The 17,667-nt window shown below is 62.2% G+C and carries 16 protein-coding genes; 8 read left to right on the forward strand and 8 right to left on the reverse strand.

What is annotated here, in order from left to right:
- Nucleotides 1–51: 51 nt before the first annotated feature.
- From V3W27_RS08305 to V3W27_RS08315, 3 genes are all read right to left on the reverse strand, one after another.
- Nucleotides 52–1,740 (reverse strand): ATP-dependent DNA ligase, encoded by a 1,689-nt coding sequence (locus tag V3W27_RS08305; protein WP_330206364.1) that lies wholly within the window; start codon nucleotides 1,738–1,740, stop codon nucleotides 52–54.
- Nucleotides 1,737–2,771 (reverse strand): ligase-associated DNA damage response exonuclease, encoded by a 1,035-nt coding sequence (locus V3W27_RS08310; protein WP_098967542.1) that lies wholly within the window; start codon nucleotides 2,769–2,771, stop codon nucleotides 1,737–1,739. Before V3W27_RS08310 ends, V3W27_RS08305 begins: the two co-directional genes overlap by 4 nt.
- Nucleotides 2,772–2,961: 190 nt before the next feature.
- Nucleotides 2,962–5,409 carry a penicillin acylase family protein gene (locus tag V3W27_RS08315; RefSeq protein WP_330206365.1) on the reverse strand — a complete coding sequence of 816 codons (2,448 nt, stop codon included), beginning with the start codon at nucleotides 5,407–5,409 and terminating at the stop codon, nucleotides 2,962–2,964.
- A 189-nt stretch (nucleotides 5,410–5,598) separates the two neighbouring features.
- Here V3W27_RS08315 and V3W27_RS08320 point away from each other — a divergent pair, with 189 nt between their 5' ends.
- Nucleotides 5,599–6,156: a cysteine hydrolase family protein gene (locus V3W27_RS08320; protein ID WP_330206366.1), complete on the forward strand. Its 558-nt coding sequence runs from the start codon at nucleotides 5,599–5,601 to the stop codon at nucleotides 6,154–6,156.
- A gap of 148 nt (nucleotides 6,157–6,304) precedes the next feature.
- Here V3W27_RS08320 and V3W27_RS08325 read toward each other — a convergent pair whose 3' ends face one another.
- The 4 genes from V3W27_RS08325 to V3W27_RS08340 are packed head-to-tail and all read right to left on the reverse strand — an operon-like array spanning nucleotide 6,305 to nucleotide 8,021.
- Nucleotides 6,305–6,508, reverse strand: coding sequence for an SEC-C metal-binding domain-containing protein (locus tag V3W27_RS08325; protein ID WP_003198420.1), 204 nt, complete (start codon nucleotides 6,506–6,508; stop codon nucleotides 6,305–6,307).
- Nucleotides 6,505–6,999 (reverse strand): LEA type 2 family protein, encoded by a 495-nt coding sequence (locus V3W27_RS08330; protein ID WP_027614355.1) that lies wholly within the window; start codon nucleotides 6,997–6,999, stop codon nucleotides 6,505–6,507. Before V3W27_RS08330 ends, V3W27_RS08325 begins: the two co-directional genes overlap by 4 nt.
- Before the next feature lie 43 nt (nucleotides 7,000–7,042).
- On the reverse strand, nucleotides 7,043–7,519 hold the full coding sequence (locus V3W27_RS08335; RefSeq protein ID WP_103369633.1) for a YchJ family protein: 477 nt from the start codon (nucleotides 7,517–7,519) through the stop codon (nucleotides 7,043–7,045).
- 4 nt (nucleotides 7,520–7,523) lie between these two features.
- Nucleotides 7,524–8,021, reverse strand: a complete 498-nt coding sequence (locus V3W27_RS08340) for a DUF6231 family protein (protein WP_027614357.1) — start codon at nucleotides 8,019–8,021, stop codon at nucleotides 7,524–7,526.
- Between the two features lie 197 nt (nucleotides 8,022–8,218).
- Between V3W27_RS08340 and V3W27_RS08345 the strand changes: the two genes are divergently transcribed.
- The 4 genes from V3W27_RS08345 to V3W27_RS08360 all read left to right on the forward strand — a co-directional run bounded on the left by V3W27_RS08345 (nucleotide 8,219) and on the right by V3W27_RS08360 (nucleotide 10,916).
- Entirely contained in the window at nucleotides 8,219–8,914 is a 696-nt protein-coding gene (locus tag V3W27_RS08345; RefSeq protein WP_098967546.1) for an OmpA family protein, read from the forward strand.
- Between the two features lie 90 nt (nucleotides 8,915–9,004).
- Nucleotides 9,005–9,727 carry an OmpA family protein gene (locus V3W27_RS08350; RefSeq protein ID WP_183781498.1) on the forward strand — a complete coding sequence of 241 codons (723 nt, stop codon included), beginning with the start codon at nucleotides 9,005–9,007 and terminating at the stop codon, nucleotides 9,725–9,727.
- Nucleotides 9,728–9,889: 162 nt separating this feature from the next.
- Nucleotides 9,890–10,165 carry a DUF1145 domain-containing protein gene (locus V3W27_RS08355; RefSeq protein WP_027614360.1) on the forward strand — a complete coding sequence of 92 codons (276 nt, stop codon included), beginning with the start codon at nucleotides 9,890–9,892 and terminating at the stop codon, nucleotides 10,163–10,165.
- Nucleotides 10,158–10,916, forward strand: a complete 759-nt coding sequence (locus tag V3W27_RS08360; protein WP_098967549.1) for a hypothetical protein — start codon at nucleotides 10,158–10,160, stop codon at nucleotides 10,914–10,916. Before V3W27_RS08355 ends, V3W27_RS08360 begins: the two co-directional genes overlap by 8 nt.
- A 68-nt stretch (nucleotides 10,917–10,984) precedes the next feature.
- Here V3W27_RS08360 and V3W27_RS08365 read toward each other — a convergent pair whose 3' ends face one another.
- On the reverse strand, nucleotides 10,985–11,449 hold the full coding sequence (locus V3W27_RS08365) for a CopD family protein (RefSeq protein WP_330206367.1): 465 nt from the start codon (nucleotides 11,447–11,449) through the stop codon (nucleotides 10,985–10,987).
- Between the two features lie 99 nt (nucleotides 11,450–11,548).
- Here V3W27_RS08365 and dinG point away from each other — a divergent pair, with 99 nt between their 5' ends.
- The 3 genes from dinG to V3W27_RS08380 all read left to right on the forward strand — a co-directional run bounded on the left by dinG (nucleotide 11,549) and on the right by V3W27_RS08380 (nucleotide 17,644).
- On the forward strand, nucleotides 11,549–13,693 hold the full coding sequence (gene dinG, locus V3W27_RS08370) for an ATP-dependent DNA helicase DinG (RefSeq protein ID WP_003222341.1): 2,145 nt from the start codon (nucleotides 11,549–11,551) through the stop codon (nucleotides 13,691–13,693).
- Between the two features lie 94 nt (nucleotides 13,694–13,787).
- Entirely contained in the window at nucleotides 13,788–16,280 is a 2,493-nt protein-coding gene (locus V3W27_RS08375; protein ID WP_330206368.1) for a beta-galactosidase, read from the forward strand.
- A 218-nt stretch (nucleotides 16,281–16,498) separates the two neighbouring features.
- Nucleotides 16,499–17,644, forward strand: a complete 1,146-nt coding sequence (locus V3W27_RS08380; RefSeq protein ID WP_330206369.1) for a serine hydrolase domain-containing protein — start codon at nucleotides 16,499–16,501, stop codon at nucleotides 17,642–17,644.
- The last annotated feature ends 23 nt before the right edge of the window (nucleotides 17,645–17,667 follow it).

A 17,667-nucleotide genomic window follows, 5' to 3' on the forward strand; every position in this document is an offset into this window, starting at 1 on the left:
GCCACAGGGCGTTCATCCAGTTAAATGTGATCGGTGTCCCCGGAAACCGGGTCAGGCCAGCAAATCCTGCAACGTTGCCAGACTATCGGCCTCATCCACCGTCTTGTCCTGCCGCCAGCGCAGCATCCTTGGAAAACGCACGGCGATGCCGCTCTTGTGCCGCCGCGATAGGGCGATGCCTTCGAAACCCAGTTCGAACACCAGACTCGGCTTGACGCTGCTGACCGGGCCGAACTTTTCCACGGTGGTCTTGCGCACGATGCTGTCGACCTGGCGCATTTCCTCGTCGGTCAGCCCCGAATAGGCCTTGGCGAACGGCACCAGCGCTCGTTGGCTGGACTCGGGCGGGCCGTCCCACACGGCGAAGGTGTAATCACTGTACAGACTGGCGCGCCGGCCATGTCCGCGCTGGGCATAGATCAACACCGCATCGACGCTGAATGGATCGACCTTCCACTTCCACCATACGCCCATGTCCTTGGTCCGGCCTACGCCATACAGGGCGTCGCGGGCCTTGAGCATCATGCCCTCGACACCGAGGCGCCGTGAGGCTTCGCGCTGCTGGGCGAGATCGAACCAGTCGCTGCCGGTCAGAATCGGCGAGGCCAGTAACACCGGGTTATTACCGTGAGCGATGACCTGCTCCAGTTGCGCGCGTCGTTCGGCCTGCGGACGGTTGCGCCAGTCTTCGCCCTGCCACTCCAGCAAGTCGTAGGCGAGCACCACCACCGGCACTTCTTCGAGGATTTTCTTGTCGAGGGTTTTGCGCCCGATGCGTTGCTGCAGCAGCGCGAACGGTTGCACCGCCGGCGGCGCGCTCGATTGCGGATCGAAGGCGTCTGCGGTGCTCGGATGGGTGCTTTTCCAGACCACGATTTCGCCGTCGATCACCGTGCCGTCGGGTAACGAGTGGATCAAGGTATCGAATTCGGGGAAGCGTTCGGTCACCAGCTCTTCACCCCGCGACCAGACCCACAGCCGACCCTCGCGCTTGACCACCTGCGCGCGGATGCCATCCCACTTCCATTCCACCTGCCAGTTGCTCGCCGGCCCCAGCAGCCCTTCAAATTCCTCGACCGGTTGGGACAAGGCATGCGCGAGGAAAAACGGGTAGGGCTGGCCGCCACGTTGCGCATGTTCGTCGGCGGACTCCGGCGCGATCAGTTTCAGGTAGCTGGCCGCGTTCGGCCGGTTCGACAGGTCGGTGTAACCCACCAGACGCTGCGCCACGCGTTTGCTGTCGAGGCCGGCCATCGACGCCAGAGCGCGGGTGACCAGCAGTTTCGACACGCCGACGCGGAAACTGCCGGTGATCAGCTTGATGCACAGCATCAGGCTCGGCCGATCCAGTTGCGCCCACAGCGCTGGCAGGTGGCGGGCGAGGTACTCCGGGGTTTCACCGCGCAGTGGCAGCAGCTTGTCTTCAATCCATTCGGCAAGGCCGGCCTCGGAGCTGTGCGAATTTTCCGGCAGCACCAGGGAAATGGTTTCCGCCAGATCGCCAACGGATTGATAACTTTCCTCGAACAGCCATGGTTGCAGTCCCGAGACTTCCACCGCCAGTTCGCGCAGGATGCGCACCGGCACCAGTTGCCGCGGGCGTCCACCGGACAGAAAGTACACCGCCCATGCCGCGTCCTGTGGTGCTGCTTGAGCGAAGTAGGTTTGCATCGCCGCCAGTTTGGCATTGCTTGACGTGGTGGCGTCGAGTTCGGCGTACAGCTCGGCGAAGGCTTTCATGCTTGCACCTCGGCGATAACCGGCTCGGCGCCAATGTTCTCCTCTTCATCGTCGCCGTATTCGGTGTTGAAACCCTGCGCGTCCAGGCCTTGTTCGCGCAGATGCCGGACCAGCACACCGATCGAGCCGTGTGTGACCATCACCCGTTCGGCGCCGGTCTGTTCGATGGCCCAGAGCAGGCCCGGCCAGTCGGCGTGATCCGACAGCACGAAACCGCGATCCACACCGCGCCGCCGGCGGGTGCCGCGCAGGCGCATCCAGCCGCTGGCAAAGGCGTCGCTGAAGTCGCCGAAACGGCGCATCCAAGTGCTGCCACCGGCCGAGGGCGGGGCGATCACCAGCGCCTGACGCATGATCGGGTCGGATTTTTTGATGTCGCCGGCGTAGATCGTCGGCGGCAGGTACACGCCGGCCTCGCGGTAGACCCGGTTCAGCGGTTCGACGGCACCGTGACTGAGGATCGGGCCGAGGCTGGCGTCGATGCCGTGCAGAATCCGCTGAGCCTTGCCGAATGAATAACAGAACAACACGCTGGCCTTGCCCGCCGCGATGTTCGCCTGCCACCACTGGTTGATCTCGCTGAACACCTGCGCCTGTGGTTGCCAGCGGTAGATCGGCAGGCCGAAAGTCGATTCGGTGATGAAAGTGTGGCAGCGCACCGGTTCGAACGGCGCACAGGTGCCGTCGGGTTCGATCTTGTAATCTCCCGATGCGACCCAGACTTCGCCGCCGTATTCCAGACGCACCTGGGCCGAACCGAGCACATGCCCGGCGGGATGGAAACTCAAGGTCACGCCGTGATGGGTGAGCCGCTGGCCGTAGGCGAGGGTTTGCAGGTTGATGTCCTGACCCAGACGCGCACGCAAAATCCCTTCGCTGGCGCTGCTGGCAAGGTAGTGCTGATTGCCGTTACGGGCGTGATCGCCGTGGGCATGGGTGATCACCGAGCGCTCGACCGGGCGCCACGGATCAATGTAGAAATCCCCGGCAGGGCAATACAAACCTTCGGGGCGGGCGATAACAAGGTCCATGTCGTTACCAGAATGGGGGGCTTGTTAGCTATGAGGTTGGCGCGAGTCCGGAAGTTCTATCGATTATTTTAGAGTCGCTACAAAACCAATGTGGGAGCGAGCCTGCTCGCGAAAGCGGTTTAACTGACACATCTATTCTGACTGTGTCTCCGTCTTCGCGAGCCGGCTCGCTCCCACAAGGGAACTGCGTTTATTTGCCGGGGGTCAGGGTCAAACGCGTCTTGCCATACACCCGGTCAAAGTTCTGCGGCTGCATCGGCAAGCCGATGTACTGACCCTTGAGCCACGCATCGATGCCGTTGAGGTAGCTTGGGCTGGCCGGGTTGCCGGACTGGCCGGTGCCGTTCTGGCCCATCAGCGGCTCAGCCTGGCTGAAATCGACGATGAAACGCATCGACGGCGCACGCGTGGTGCTGAAGTCCTGACCCCAGGCAAACGCCGCGGTATTGAGCGTGGTGTGATCGCCGCCGGCTGCCAGCGGGCCGCGAACGGTCTGGCCATTGGCGTTTTTCCACGTGTAGCTGTGCAGTTTGCCCCACTGCCAGGCCTTGCGGTCGCCGCCCAACTGACTGTCGCCAGCGTTGATCGCGGCGGCCAGACTGCGCGCCAGAATCACGGCTTTGTCTTCTTTCTGCGGTGTACGCAAGTCATCCCAGAACGGGCTGTCTTCGCGCCCGAGCAGGTGATCGGCCTGCGCCGCGTAGGACAAGTCGCCATTGGCAACAAAGGCTTTCCACGCCGGGCTCGACTCCGGGCCGAGCTCATCGAGGAAGATCTGCTTCATGCTTTCTTGCAGGAACAGTTCATAGATCGCCGCATCCGCCGAGGTCGGGTTGAGCTTGCCGTCGAACGCCATCAACCGGGTGAAGGCCTCGCGCGCCTTGCTGCGATCGGCTTCCGGCAGGGCGTCGATCGCCTGTTTCAGCGGCTGCTTCATGCCCGGCGCTTCAAACATTTTCTTCAGTTTGGCGGCAAACGTCGTGGTCTGGTCGTACTGCATGGCGATCACGCTGCGACCGTCCTGTTTGCCGCTGTTGGCCAGTTCCGCCAAGCGCTCACCGCGCTCCGGCGCCGCCCACGAGTTGGACAACTGCATGCCGTAGCCGTGAGGAATGACCCGCTGGTTGGCGGTGCCGAGCCAGCCTTGGGTCGGGTCCTGATCGTACGGGTGGAGCATCGGGTCGGCGTAACCGTCCCAGTCGTAGCGACCTTCCCAGCCCGGCGATGGCAGCAGGCCTTCGCCTTCGCGCCGGTTGGGGAAACGCCCGGTGACCTGCCAGCCGATGTTGCTGGCGTCGGCGAATACCATGTTCAGGGCGATGGCGCGGATTTCGCGGCTGGCGTCTGACGCGCGTTCAACGTTCTGCGCACGGGTCAGGTCGAAAAATGCGTCCAGCGATTTGTCGTCGGTGAAGCTCGGGGTTTGCAGGGCCAGGCCAAAACCGTTGCCCTGTACGGCCTGAGCACTGTTGAGCAGCGCGCCGTGGCGGGTTTCGTACACCGCTTCGCGAATTGGTCGCTGGCCTTTGACGAAATAGGTTTCGTTGCGCACGCCCAGCGGCTGCCATTTGCCATTGACCTCATAGGTCAGGCTGTTGCCCTGACGGCGGATTTTTTCCAGGAACAGGTCCTGATTGTCGCCGAGCACGCTGGTGGCGCTCCACGCGACTTTGCCGTTGAAGCCTCCGAGGATCATCGGCAAACCGGCAACGGTGACACCGGCGGCCTGATATTTCGGCGCGCGGATCTGCACGAAGGTCCACAGCGACGGTGCCGCCAGTGGGCCGTGGCTGTCACTGGCGAGAATGCTCTTGCCGCTGCGGCTGCGTTGCGGGGCGATGGCCCAGTTGTTCGAGGTGCTGGCGCCCAGCAGATTCACCGCCGCCAATTGTTGGCTGGCGTTGCTCAGCTCGGTCAGGCCCGGGATCTGCCCGCTGAGCTTGAGGCCTTGCAGCTTGTCGGCTTCGGCCAGTGGCAGGTTTTCATCCGGTGCGGAAGGGGTCAGCCAGGCGAGTTTGTCGCTGCTCACGGTTTGCGCCAGCACCAGCGAGGAAATCTCTTCCGGCAGGTTGGCCGACTGGCTGAAGTTCAACAGCGCAAAGATCAGCGCCGAATCCTCCGGTTTCCAGTATTCCGGCTTGTAGCCACTGGCGGCGAGATCGCCCGGCAGTTTGTCGGCGTAGCGGAACAGGTAGGCGTTGACGCCCCGCGCATAGACTTCGAAGAAACGCTTGAGGCGTGGCGACGAGGCCTTGTACAGCTCGTCGGCGCTTTTCTTCAGGTTGACCGCGCGCATGTAGCGGTCGGCGTCGAGCATCGAGGCGCCGGACATTTCCGCCAGTCGGCCCTGGGCCAGCAGGCGCAGGGTGACCATTTGGTTGATGCGGTCGCTGGCATGCACGTAACCGAGGGTGAACAGCGCGTCGTGGAAGCTGTTGCTTTCGATCAACGGCATGCCCATGGCATTGCGTCGTACCGAGACGTTCTGTGCCAGACCCTTGAGCGGTTGCACGCCGGAGGTGGGAGGAACGGTGTCCTGCGCGTTCCAGGTCTGGCAACCGGACAGGCTCAAGACACCGGTCACTGCTGCGGCAACGCCGAACCGGGGTAGAAGATGTGTAAGGGCTGGCGAGGCCATGGCAAAGCTCCTGCGGGGGTGTAGAGGCTGGGGGCGCAATAAAGCCGCTACGTTAGTGAGCAGGAGATGGCCGCGCAAGCGGGGCGAGTGGTTATTTCTTGCCATTGATCGATGATTGTCTGATGGCTTGCTTATTTGCAGGGTGGGTGATGAAGTGCGGGAATCAAATGACTCTCGTGAGAAGACGCCATGGAGCTCAAGGCCAACGCTGCACTGATCATCATCGACCAGCAACAAGGCATTCTGCAGCCGCGACTGGGTAGTCGGAATAATCCACAGGCCGAAGAACGCATGCTCGATTTACTGAGGGCGTGGCGCAGTAGCGGGCGGCCGGTGATTCATGTGCAGCATCTGTCGCGTGAACCGGATTCGGTGTTCTGGCCCGGGCAGTCAGGGGGGGAATTTCAGCAGCGATTCATGCCGCAGGACGGTGAATGGCTGATCCAGAAACAGGTACCGGATGCGTTTTGTGCCACGGGGCTGGAAGCGCAGCTGCGTGAGGCGGGGATCGGGCAATTGATAATTGTTGGTGTAGCGACCAACAACTCGGTGGAATCCACAGCGCGCACGGCGGGCAATCTGGGGTTCGAGACCTGGGTGGCGGAGGATGCGTGTTTCACCTTCGACAAGGCCGATTATTTCGGCACATCGCGTTCAGCCGAAGAAGTGCACGGGATGTCGCTGGGGAATGTGCACGGGGAGTATGCGACGGTGGTCAGTGCGAAGCAGATTCTGGCGGCTGTCTGAACAGTTTGGGGTGAATGTGCCGGCCCATTCGCGAGCAAGCCCGCTCCCACAGTCGACTGCGTTCAGTCAGCGGGAACGCGGTCAACTGTGGGAGCGGGCTTGCTCGCGAAGGCAATGTGTCAGGCGAAGAATATCTTCACCTGAAACATCAAGCGCCGTGGCACTTCTTGAATTTCTTGCCGTTGCCGCATGGGCAAGGGTCGTTGCGGCCGACGTCTTTCAGGGCGTTGCGCACCGGTTCCTGGTGGGCGTGGCCGCAGTTCGGGCCGTGGACATGGCCATGGTCGTGATCGTGATGATGGTCATGATCGTGGTTGCAGTCAGGGCCATGGACATGAGGTTGCTGAGTCATCGGTTGTGCTCCGGAATTAAATCGGCGGGGATTATCACGCCATTGCGCTCCAGGTGCACGTAGTGGGCGATGAATAAACCGGTTTCCATCTCGCCCTGCAATCGATAGGGCACCTGCTGGTGCTGACTTTTCAGCATTTTCACCACGTCCTTGACCCGCGGCCACAGGTTGGTGCGGATCGGTATCCGATAGAACGCGCTGCTTTTCGGTCCTACCGTGATCCAGTGTTCATGCTCGCCTTCGGCCAGCAACAGGTCTGCCAGATGAATGCGATATTCCATGCCGCGCACGGTCAGGTCGCTGTCGTTGGGGTTGTCGATGCGAAAGTGCAGGATGAATTTCTGTTCAAGCAGCTTGGCCCGCACCACCTCGACTTTTACCAGGTGCACGGCGGGGTCGACGCTGTCGTCGCTGAACCATGAGGCGCAACCGCCGAGGTTCAGGATCAGCATCAATAACAAGCCATGCAGTGTGCGACAGTGACCGAGCATCGAAAAAACTCCCTTTGTGCCCCAGTCTAGTCGGCACTTCCCTTTATGCGCCGAAATACCCCGCACAGCACTTCTTGAACTTCTGCCCGCTGGCACACGGGCACGCGTCATTGCGCCCCAGCTTCAACTGCACGGTCGGGTCGATGAAGTACCAGCGCCCGGCGTTTTGCACGAACGAGGAGCGCTCGCGGTGGCTGTGTTCGCCCTGGCTGTCGTGCCAGCGCGCGGTAAAGGTGACGAAGGCATGCTCGGGCTGGCCGCCGAACACTTCCGAGCTTTCGACGTCAAGGCCGAGCCAGGTGCTCTGCGCGCTCCAGGCGCTGATCGACTGGCGATCCAGACCGGCCTGCTGGGCGGGCAGGGTGGTGGCCACCAGATAATCGATCAGTCCAAGCACGTAGGCGCTGTAGCGTGAACGCATCAGCGCTTCGGCGCACGGCGCCGGGTGGCCTTCGTGATAGTGGCCGCAGCAGGCCTCCAGCAGATTGCCGCTGCCGCACGGGCAAATGGCTGTACTCATTGCATTACCACCAGTATTTGCCGAAGTTTTCCGGATTGGCCCAGAATCGCGAGTTGAGCCAGTCGGGGACTTGTTTGTAGTCAAGCAGATCATAGGTGAACAGGGTCAGTACCTGATCGTCACGCTGGAAGCGTTCACTGGCCTGCAGCGCCAGCGAGTAGAAATCGGTTTCCTGCCAGCCGCTGGCCGGCAGATCCGCCAGCACTGCAATGCGACTGGCGTTGAGGTTGCGAATCCCGCCCAGCAGATTCAAGCCGTCACGCTTGGGCAGGTGCTCCAGGCAATCGACCACCAGCGCCAGGTCGAAGCGCCGCGCCGCCAGTTCGGCGGGCAATGCACCGGGTGCGGCGTGGGCCACGCAGGTGTCCGGATGTGCCTGCTTGAAAGCGGCGAGCGCCGGAAATTCGCTGGCGCCGATCAGCAGCAGACGCGCCGGGGCATAGCGATCCAGTAAAGCAGCCAGCGCCTGTTGCGGCGTGCGCGAAGAAATGGCGACGTTCATCGAAGCTCCTCAATCAGATCGCCAAGACTAGCGCGCCAGACGGATCCGGCCTAGACCCCGATTTGCCGCGGGCGGCAAAAGTGCCGAATCCCTGTGAACACGGTCCCAAATGCCAGTGGCCTATTGCTGGCGGAGATTAAAACTCCGGTCTTTACTCCGTGAATCGGTTCTAAGCCGATCCCTCAGGAGAAAACCAGATGAGCATAGTTCGGACAGCATTACCTTTGATTCTGCTAACCAGTGTGTTGACTGGTTGCGCAGGTTTGCAGAAAACCGACTGGCCGACCTGTGCGGCGGTCGGTGGTGTAGTCGGTGCCGGTCTCGGCGCGACGGAAAGTTCGGCGTGGGCCGGTTATGGCGCGCTGGTGGTCGGTGGTACGGCAGCCGCCTATTGCTGGGTGCACGGTGATGGCGACGAAGACGGCGATGGTGTGCCGGACAGTCGCGACAAGTGCCCGCACACGCCTAAAGGCGTGCAGGTCGATGCTGACGGCTGCCCACCACCTGCCCCTGCGCCAGTGGTAGAAGAGGCGGTTGTGGTCAAGGAAGAAACTATCGTCATTCGCGATGTGCACTTCCAGTTCGACAAAGCCACCCTGACCGGCTCCGACAAACAGGTGCTGGATAAAGTCGCCACGCGCCTGAAACAAGAGTCGTCCACGGCGCAACTGACCGTGACCGGCCACACCGACAGCGTCGGCAGCGATGCCTACAACAAAAAACTGTCGGATCGTCGTGCGCACTCGGTGGTGGAATACCTGATCCAGCAGGGTGTGCCGCGTGCCAGCTTCGTTTCGGTATCGGGCATGGGTGAAAGCCAGCCAGTGGCGGATAACAAAACCGCTGACGGTCGCGCACAGAACCGTCGTACCGAAATCAAAATCGTCCGCTAGCCCCTCTCGCATCTGCGGCTTGTGCAGTCGCGGATGCGGGTCTTTACTCCTGTGTAACCGGTATGGGCCGGTGACACAGGAGCTTTCACAATGACTGTTTTCTCAAGGTCCGTCTTGCCGGTGCTGCTGCTGGGCAGCCTGCTCACCGGTTGCGCCACTCATAGCGATGGCGATGCCCCCCTCAATCAACGTACGTGGCCGATCTGCAGCCTGATCGGCGGGCTGGTCGGTGGCGGTCTTGGCGCCATTGAAAGTGGCGGCTGGGCCGGCGGCGGTGCGGCGCTGGGGATTCTGACTGGCGGGCTGATCTGTTATGCCCAGGATGGCGATGAAGACGGCGATGGCGTGTTCGACCGCCGCGACCGTTGCCCTGACACCCCGGCCAATACCCCGGTCGATCATCGCGGCTGTCCGCTGCCGCAATATCCGGTCACTGCAAAAGCTCCCGAACCTGCGCCGCAATCGGAAGTCATCACCCTCAGCGATGCCGGTAATGTGTTGTTCGATTTCGACAAGTCGGATCTGACCCCGGCCGCCAAGGCCCAGCTCGATACGCTGATGGACAAATTGCGCAACGCCGACGTGGTCAGCATCAAGGTTATCGGCCATACCGACAGCAAAGGTTCGGACGCCTACAACCAGGCACTGTCGGAACGACGCGCCAGCAGCGTGGCGGCGTACCTGCTGAGTCAGGGCCTGGCGCCGGACAAACTGACCAGTGAAGGGCGCGGCGAGAGCGAGCCGGTGGCTGACAACGCAATGGACGAGGGACGGGCAAAAAACCGTCGGGTGGAGTTGCATATCAATCGCTAGGACTTGTCTGTAGTCCGCAGGCTAGAGCTGCCGGTCGACGATCGTCGTCGAACCGGCGGCGATCCGACGACTGACAAATGTTTTTTCTTTTGCCCCTCTGGCTTATCCCCCGCGTAAGCCGTTACTGTGCGCCCAAAGAATAATTCCGACACGGGGGAGCGTATGAAGGTTTTCTGGGGGCTGGGGCGTTTGCTGACCCTGCTGTTCTGGTGCGTGGTGGTGGTCAATTTGCTGCTGCCGTTTGTGCATCCGCTGCATGCGCTGGTCAATCTGGCCGGTGCCTCGCTGCTGGCGCTGCATGTGCTGGAGTTGCTTTTCTCGCGCCTCAAAGGGCGTCCCAACCCGTGGCGCGACCGTCTGCGCATCCTGCTGTTCGGCGTTTTTCACCTGCAAACCATCCCGGCCCCGGCCGCTCCGGAGGCTTCTTCCCATGCGTAAACTTTGCCTGCTCGCTGCACTCATCAGTCCTCTGGCCTGCGCCCAGGTGGTCAGCGTCGAAACCAACTCCCTGATGCGTTTGCCCAACACCGCCAGCACCTTGCAGCTGGAACGCCTGGACGTGGCGGACTACGGCACCTTGCTGATTCCTGCCAATGTGACCGAGCTGACCGTCGGTGAATTGCGTCTGGGCCATGAAGCGCGCATCGCGATCGTCCCGAGTGAACAGGCGCTGGACATGAAAGTCATTCGTGCCGAACTGTCCGAAGGCAGCCTGATCACCGCACGCGGCGCGCCGGGCACCTATGAAAAAGCCGCCCGTGCCGGGCGTAATCTGAATTTGCAGTTCAAGGCACTGAACGCGCCAAAACTGTTTGTCGATGCCCGTGGCGGCACCGGCGCACCGGGTTTCGTCGGCCTGGATGGCGGCAACGGCGAAGATCCGGGCTGCACCTGGGGCGCGGCCGGTCATGGTTTTGACGGCAGCAATGGTAGTGACGGCCAGCCGGGTGCACCTGGGGCGCTGGTGCGTCTCGAAGTACCGCGTGAGTTCCCGGCCGAGCTGATCAAGGTCAACGTTGCGGGCGGCGCCGGTGGTCCAGCGGGTGTTGGCGGTAAGGCGGGCAAGGGCGGCCAGTCCAAGGGCTGCCTGGTGTATCGCGCCGATGGCGGCAAGAACGGCAAGGCCGGGGCGGATGGTCAGCCTGGGCCGGTGGGTGCGGCGGGGGCGGTGACTGTGCAGCGTCTCTGAGTAACAGCACTATTTGAGGTGAGGGGATAAATTCCCTCACCACAAAAAAATTCCAAGTTGTCAGTGGGTCAGAACATCGGCCGCGCCGCCGCAATCGCCACCAGCACCAACCCGACAATCAAATTGATCCCCACTACCCGGCGAATCCGCCCCAGCACCGCCGCACCCACTGGCCATTCCTTGGCTTCAACGGCTTTACGCAACTCTGGCAGCATCAAGCCCTGAATCCGGATAAACAGCGCCGTCATTACCACATACAGCCCGATCATCACCTGTACGTACTTCGGCGCGGTCTCGAAACCGACCTGCTGCAAGTGCAACATGCCGACGCCGCTGATCGGCAGCAGGATCACCGCGACCCAGACCCAGCGGAAAAAACCTTGAAACACTTCCACCCACAAGGTCAGGCGGCCAGGGCCGTCGAGAGCCTTTACAGCCGCCGGACGCAGGACCATCCAGGCGAAAAACATGCCGCCGACCCAGACCAGGGCGGACAGGACATGCAGCGGATAAACGAGGCTAAAAGGTGTCATTGGGGCACTCCGTTCTGCGCGGGATTAATTAGCGGGGTATGATAGCCGCCATCCGAAACCACTGAAAATTTATCCAGCGTTTTTAGCGCCCGACAATCAATGATCAGCACTGAACTCAAAACCACGATCCAGGGCGCCTATTCGCGTTTTCTTGAAGCCAAGAGCCTCAAGCCGCGTTACGGCCAGCGCCTGATGATCGCTGAAATCGCCAAAGTCCTCGGGGATATCGACACCGACGACGAAGGCCGGCGCAGTGGCGACCCCGCGATTGTCGCGGTGGAAGCCGGCACCGGTACCGGCAAGACCGTGGCCTACAGCCTGGCGGCGATCCCGACGGCGAAGCTGGCCGGCAAGCGCCTGGTGATCGCCACCGCGACCGTGGCTCTGCAAGAGCAGATCGTCTACAAGGACTTGCCCGACCTGATGCGCAACAGCGGGCTGAACTTCAGCTTCGCGCTGGCCAAGGGCCGTGGTCGCTACATGTGCCTGTCCAAGCTCGACATGCTGCTGCAGGAAGGCCACGCGCAAACCGCCACCGCCCAGTTGTTCGAAGAGGAAGGCTTCAAGATCGAGGTCGACGAGGCGAGTCAGAAGCTGTTCACCAGCATGATCGAGAAGCTCGCCGGCAATAAATGGGACGGCGACCGCGACAGCTGGCCCAACGCGCTGGAAGACGCCGACTGGGCGCGCCTGACCACCGATCACAGCCAGTGCACCAACCGTCACTGCCCGAACTTCGGCCAGTGCGCTTTCTACAAGGCGCGCGAAGGCATGGGCAAGGTCGACGTGATCGTCACCAACCACGACATGGTGCTGGCTGACCTCGCTTTGGGCGGCGGCGCGGTACTACCGGATCCGCGTGACACCATTTACGTGTTCGACGAAGGCCATCACCTCCCGGACAAGGCCATCGGCCACTTCGCCCACTACACGCGTCTGCGTTCCACTGCCGACTGGCTGGAAACCACCGCGAAGAACCTCACCAAACTGTTGGCCCAGCATCCGCTGCCGGGCGATCTCGGCAAGCTGATCGAGCAAGTGCCCGAGCTGGCGCGCGAGATCAAGACCCAGCAGCAGTTCATGTTCACCGCGTGCGAGCAGATTGCCGATTTCAAGCCCGGCGAAGACGTCGAAGGTCGCGAGCGGCCACGCCATCGTTTCGTCGGCGGGGTGATTCCCGAGCACATGCGCGAAATGGGCATTGAGCTGAAAAAGGGTTATTCGCGGCTCAACGATCTGTTCACCCGCCTGACCGACCTGCTCAAGGAAGGCATGGACGGCGAGGTCAACATCGGCATCGCCAGCAATCAGGCCGAGGAGTGGTATCCGCTGTTCGGCAGCCTGTTGTCGCGGGCGTCGGGCAACTGGGAATTGTGGACTGCATTTACCGCCGAAGACCCGGAAGACAGCCCGCCGATGGCGCGCTGGCTGACGCTGGCCGAAAGCGGTTCGCTGTTCGACATCGAGGTCAACGCCAGCCCGATTCTCGCCGCAGAAACCCTGCGCCGCAGCCTGTGGAACGTGGCTTACGGCTGCCTGGTGACCTCGGCAACCTTGACGGCACTGGGCACCTTCGACCGTTTCCGCATGCGCGCCGGTCTGCCGAAAAAAGCCGTCACCGCCGTGGTGCCGAGCCCGTTCCATCACGCCGATGCCGGTGTGCTGCGGGTGCCGGATCTGAAGGCCGACCCACGCGACGCCGCGGCTCACACCGCGGCGATCATCCGCGAGTTGCCGGATCTGGTCGAAGGCTCGCGCGGCACGCTGGTGCTGTTCTCCTCGCGCAAACAGATGCAGGACGTGTTCGATGGCCTCGACCGCGACTGGCGCAAGCAAGTGTTCATTCAAGGCAACCTGTCGAAACAGGAAACCCTGAACAAGCACAAGGCGCGGGTCGATGGCGGCGATTCCAGCGTGCTGTTCGGCCTCGCCAGTTTCGCCGAAGGCGTGGATTTGCCGGGTGCCTATTGCGAGCACGTGGTGATCGCCAAGATCCCGTTCTCGGTGCCGGACGACCCGGTCGAGGCGGCGCTGTCGGAGTGGATCGAGGCCCGGGGCGGCAATCCGTTCATGGAAATCTCGGTGCCCGATGCCTCGCTGAAACTGGTTCAGGCCTGCGGGCGTCTGCTGCGTACCGAAGAGGACCGCGGCACCATCACCTTGCTCGATCGGCGCCTGGTCACCCAGCGCTACGGCAAGGCGATCCTCAATGCGTTGCCGCCATTCCGTCGTGAAATATCCTGAGACAACGGTGGGCAGTTTTGCCCGCCGCGCTGTCTATCTCTCTGCCATGCTTTTCCATTGGCCTTAGTTGGTCGTTAGGGAGAACTCCGTTCTTATGATTCGCCGTTCGTTGCCTGCCGTATTCGCCTTGATTTTCGCTGCCCCGTTACTGGCGGCGCCTGCGGGTCAGCAGACCCTGTTCAACTTCGTCCGTCCTGCCGACGTGGTGAAAGTCGTCACCGAAAACACTGACCTGCCACAAGCCAACGCCGAGCAAACCCCGGAAGGTGAAGTGCTGCGCCGGGTGACCTTCAACCCGGTAGCCCGTCCGACCCTGCGCCTGACCCCGCAAACCGGCGCCTGGGACTGGTCGCAGTCGGGCATGATGAGCCTGCGTCTGCAGAGTGCAATGAACTGGGCCGTGACGGTCTATGTGCAAATCCAGAGCAATAACGGCCAGACCCTGACCAGCCGCGTCGACCTGCCGGCCGGCCCGGTGCAAACCCTTTTGGTGCCGCTGGTGGCGACCTCGCCGCTGAGCCAGGGCATGAAGGCCGGGCCGCCGATGCCGATGAATGTTGATGGCCAGCGAATTCTGCTGGCCAGCAGCAGCGGTGAACTGGATCGCAGCCAGGTGGTGTCGGTGAGTCTGTGGATGGATCAGCCGAAAGCCGCGCAGAGCCTGCTGCTCGAGCGATTCGGCGTGCAGGACGGCGATGCTGTGACCCAGGCCGTCTACGGCAATCTGGTGGACGCCTACGGTCAATCGACCCGCAGCAAATGGCCGGAAAAAATCAGCAACGACGAACAACTGAAATCCGCCGCCGCCAAGGAACAGCAACAGCTGAAAACCTGGCTGGCCGAGCGCGAAAAGTCCTCGCTGGACAAGTTCGGTGGCTGGAATAAAGGCCCGGCGTTCAAGGCCAGCGGTTTTTTCCGCACCGAAAAGCGTGACGGTCGCTGGTATCTGGTGACCCCTGAAGGACATCCGTTCTATTCGCTGGGGGTCAACACCGTCAGCCCGCAGGTCAACCAGACCTACGTGGCCGGGCGTGAGTGGATGTTCGAATCCCTGCCCAAGGCCGACGAGCCGCTCGCCAGCCATTTCGGCGAGGGCGACAACCGTGGCGGCAACGGTGCCGATCAGGGCCGTGGTTATGGCAACGGGCGCTGGTACGATTTCTACGGCGCCAACCTGCAGCGGGTTTACGGCGAGCCCTGCAAACCGGACAGCGATACCAAGGCCGGAATTGCTGAAGCGGCCAAGGCTGGTGCGGTTGAAGAAACCGCAGTAAAAGCTGCCGAGCCTGTGCCAAAGTCAAACGAGGCGAAGGCCGGTGTCGCCGCAGCGGCGAAAACAGACGCCGTAGCGACGACTGCTGAAAAGGCTGCCGATCAACCCGTCGCTGCGCCGTGCAAGGCCACGGTCGATCAGCAGAAGTGGGCCACGCACACCCTCGATCGTCTGCAGGCCTGGGGTTTCAACACCGTCGGCAACTGGAGTGCCGACTCGCTTGCCGACGCCGAACGGGTGCCGTACACCTTGCCGCTGTCGATCGTCGGCGACTACACCAGCATCAGCACCGGCAGCGATTGGTGGGGCGGCATGCCTGACCCGTTCGACCCGCGTTTCGCCATGGCCACCGAGCGTGCCGTGGCCATTGCTGCCCGCGATCATCGTGATGATCCGTGGCTGATCGGCTACTACGCCGACAACGAACTGGCCTGGGCCGGCCCCGGCGACGATCCGCAGTCGCGCTACGCCCTGGCCTACGGCACATTGAAAATGACCACCGACGTGCCGGCCAAGCGCGCATTCCTCAAGCAACTGCGCGACAAGTACCGCAACCAGGCGGGGCTGTCGAAAGCGTGGGGCATTGATCTGCCGGCGTGGGAATTGATGGAAGACCCGGGTTTCGTGCCACCGATGCCGAATCCGGAGCACCCGGAAATCGAAAACGACTTCAAATACTTCCAGAAAGTGTTCGCCGACACTTACTTCAAAACCATCTCCGATTCGCTGAAGTGGCACGCGCCGAATCAGTTGCTGCTCGGTGGCCGTTTCGCCACCAGCACTCCGGAAGCGGTTGCGTCCTGCGCGCAGTATTGCGACGTGTTGAGTTTCAACATGTACACGCTGAAACCGCAGGACGGCTATGACTTCGCCGCTCTGCGCGCGCTCGACAAACCGGTGCTGATCACCGAATTCAACTTCGGCTCCAGTGATCGTGGCCCGTTCTGGGGTGGCGTGACGCAGCTGGCGCGGGAAGAAGATCGCGGCCCGGCGTATGCCAACTTCCTCAAACAGGCATTGAGTGAACCGTCGATTGTCGGCGTGCACTGGTTCCAGTATCTGGATCAACCGGTGACCGGGCGTCTGCTCGATGGCGAGAACGGGCACTTCGGCCTGGTGGGGATTACCGATCTGCCGTATCAGGGCTTTGTCGAGGCGGTGCGCAAGAGCAATTTGCAGGCGATCGATCAGTTGGGCAAGGAGGCTGAGAAAGCGGCCGCCGCCGGTCATGAAGCCGAAGGCGGGCGCAAGGCTGAAACCGGCAAAGGCCCCGGGGGCGGGCATGCCGGTGGGCATTCGGGCAATGGTCATTAAGGTTCAGACCGCGTCATCGTTCTTCGCGAGCAAGCCCGCTCCCACACTGATCTCCAGTGCCGCAGAGATCAAATGTGGGAGCGGGCTTGCTCGCGAAGGCGGCAGCCGTCTCAGCAAACATCTGGAAGTAACCGTCTGGCCCGCAGCTGTTCCCAAATCCGTCAAGGGCTGGAACAATGCGGGCCACTTTGTAGAGCGTTTTCGCGGGGGAGTTGCGGGTGCAGATTCAGGGACATTACGAGCTTCAGTTCGAGGCAGTGCGCGAGGCTTTCGCGGCATTGTTCGACGATCCCCAGGAACGCGGCGCAGCCCTGTGCATCAAGGTCGGCGGAGAAACCGTCCTCGACCTCTGGTCCGGTACGGCCGACAAGGACGGAACCGAGGCCTGGCACAGCGACACCATCGCCAACCTGTTTTCCTGCACCAAGACCTTTACCGCGGTCACCGCATTGCAATTGGTGGCCGAAGGCAAACTGCAACTGGATGCACCGGTTGCCCGCTACTGGCCGGAATTCGCTGCCGCCGGTAAAGAATCCGTCACCCTGCGCCAACTGCTCTGCCATCAGGCCGGTCTGCCGGCCCTGCGCGAGGTGCTGGCGCCCGCGGCCCTCTACGAATGGCAGACCATGGTCGACGCACTCGCAGCCGAAGCGCCGTGGTGGACGCCGGGCACCGGTCACGGCTATGCCGCCATCACTTATGGCTGGCTGGTCGGCGAGTTGCTGCGCCGTGCTGACGGTCGTGGGCCGGGCGAGTCCATCGTCGCCCGCGTCGCCAGACCGCTGGGGCTGGATTTCCACGTCGGTCTGGCTGACGAAGAGTTCTACCGCGTGGCGCACATCGCTCGGGGCAAGGGCAACGTCGGCGATGCCGCGGCCCAGCGCCTGTTGCAAGTGACCATGCGCGAACCGACCGCCATGACCACTCGCGCCTTCACCAATCCGCCGTCGGTGCTCACCAGCACCAACAAACCGGAATGGCGCCGCATGCAGCAGCCGGCCGCCAACGGTCATGGCAACGCGCGCAGCCTGGCCGGTTTCTACGCCGGTTTGCTCGACGGCAGCCTGCTTGAAAGCGAAATGCTCGAAGAGCTGACCCGCGAACACAGCTACGGCGAGGACAAGACCCTGCTGACCCGCACCCGCTTCGGCCTGGGCTGCATGCTCGATCAACCGGACATGGCGAACGCCACCTACGGCCTCGGCCCGCGGGCGTTCGGTCATCCGGGGGCGGGCGGTTCGGTGGGTTTTGCTGATCCCGAGCACGATGTCGCGTTCGGTTTTGTGACAAATACCCTTGGGCCGTACGTCTTGATGGATCCGCGCGCACAGCAACTGGCGCGGGTACTTGCCACTTGTCTGTAAAGCTTTACATGAGGTTCCAGAGT

The organism is Pseudomonas sp. AM14(2022) (genome assembly GCF_036346455.1).
GTDB classification, from domain to species: domain Bacteria; phylum Pseudomonadota; class Gammaproteobacteria; order Pseudomonadales; family Pseudomonadaceae; genus Aquipseudomonas; species Aquipseudomonas putida_A.

Coding starts and splice junctions, on each gene's coding strand:
- V3W27_RS08325 (WP_003198420.1), bottom strand. CDS start 6,508: ATGACTCAGCAACCTCATGTCCATGGCCCTGACTGCAACCACGATCAT.
- V3W27_RS08305 (WP_330206364.1), bottom strand. CDS start 1,740: ATGAAAGCCTTCGCCGAGCTGTACGCCGAACTCGACGCCACCACGTCA.
- dinG (WP_003222341.1), top strand. CDS start 11,549: ATGATCAGCACTGAACTCAAAACCACGATCCAGGGCGCCTATTCGCGT.
- V3W27_RS08355 (WP_027614360.1), top strand. CDS start 9,890: ATGAAGGTTTTCTGGGGGCTGGGGCGTTTGCTGACCCTGCTGTTCTGG.
- V3W27_RS08375 (WP_330206368.1), top strand. CDS start 13,788: ATGATTCGCCGTTCGTTGCCTGCCGTATTCGCCTTGATTTTCGCTGCC.
- V3W27_RS08335 (WP_103369633.1), bottom strand. CDS start 7,519: ATGAGTACAGCCATTTGCCCGTGCGGCAGCGGCAATCTGCTGGAGGCC.
- V3W27_RS08330 (WP_027614355.1), bottom strand. CDS start 6,999: ATGCTCGGTCACTGTCGCACACTGCATGGCTTGTTATTGATGCTGATC.
- V3W27_RS08345 (WP_098967546.1), top strand. CDS start 8,219: ATGAGCATAGTTCGGACAGCATTACCTTTGATTCTGCTAACCAGTGTG.
- V3W27_RS08365 (WP_330206367.1), bottom strand. CDS start 11,449: ATGACACCTTTTAGCCTCGTTTATCCGCTGCATGTCCTGTCCGCCCTG.
- V3W27_RS08320 (WP_330206366.1), top strand. CDS start 5,599: ATGGAGCTCAAGGCCAACGCTGCACTGATCATCATCGACCAGCAACAA.
- V3W27_RS08315 (WP_330206365.1), bottom strand. CDS start 5,409: ATGGCCTCGCCAGCCCTTACACATCTTCTACCCCGGTTCGGCGTTGCC.
- V3W27_RS08360 (WP_098967549.1), top strand. CDS start 10,158: ATGCGTAAACTTTGCCTGCTCGCTGCACTCATCAGTCCTCTGGCCTGC.
- V3W27_RS08350 (WP_183781498.1), top strand. CDS start 9,005: ATGACTGTTTTCTCAAGGTCCGTCTTGCCGGTGCTGCTGCTGGGCAGC.
- V3W27_RS08310 (WP_098967542.1), bottom strand. CDS start 2,771: ATGGACCTTGTTATCGCCCGCCCCGAAGGTTTGTATTGCCCTGCCGGG.
- V3W27_RS08340 (WP_027614357.1), bottom strand. CDS start 8,021: ATGAACGTCGCCATTTCTTCGCGCACGCCGCAACAGGCGCTGGCTGCT.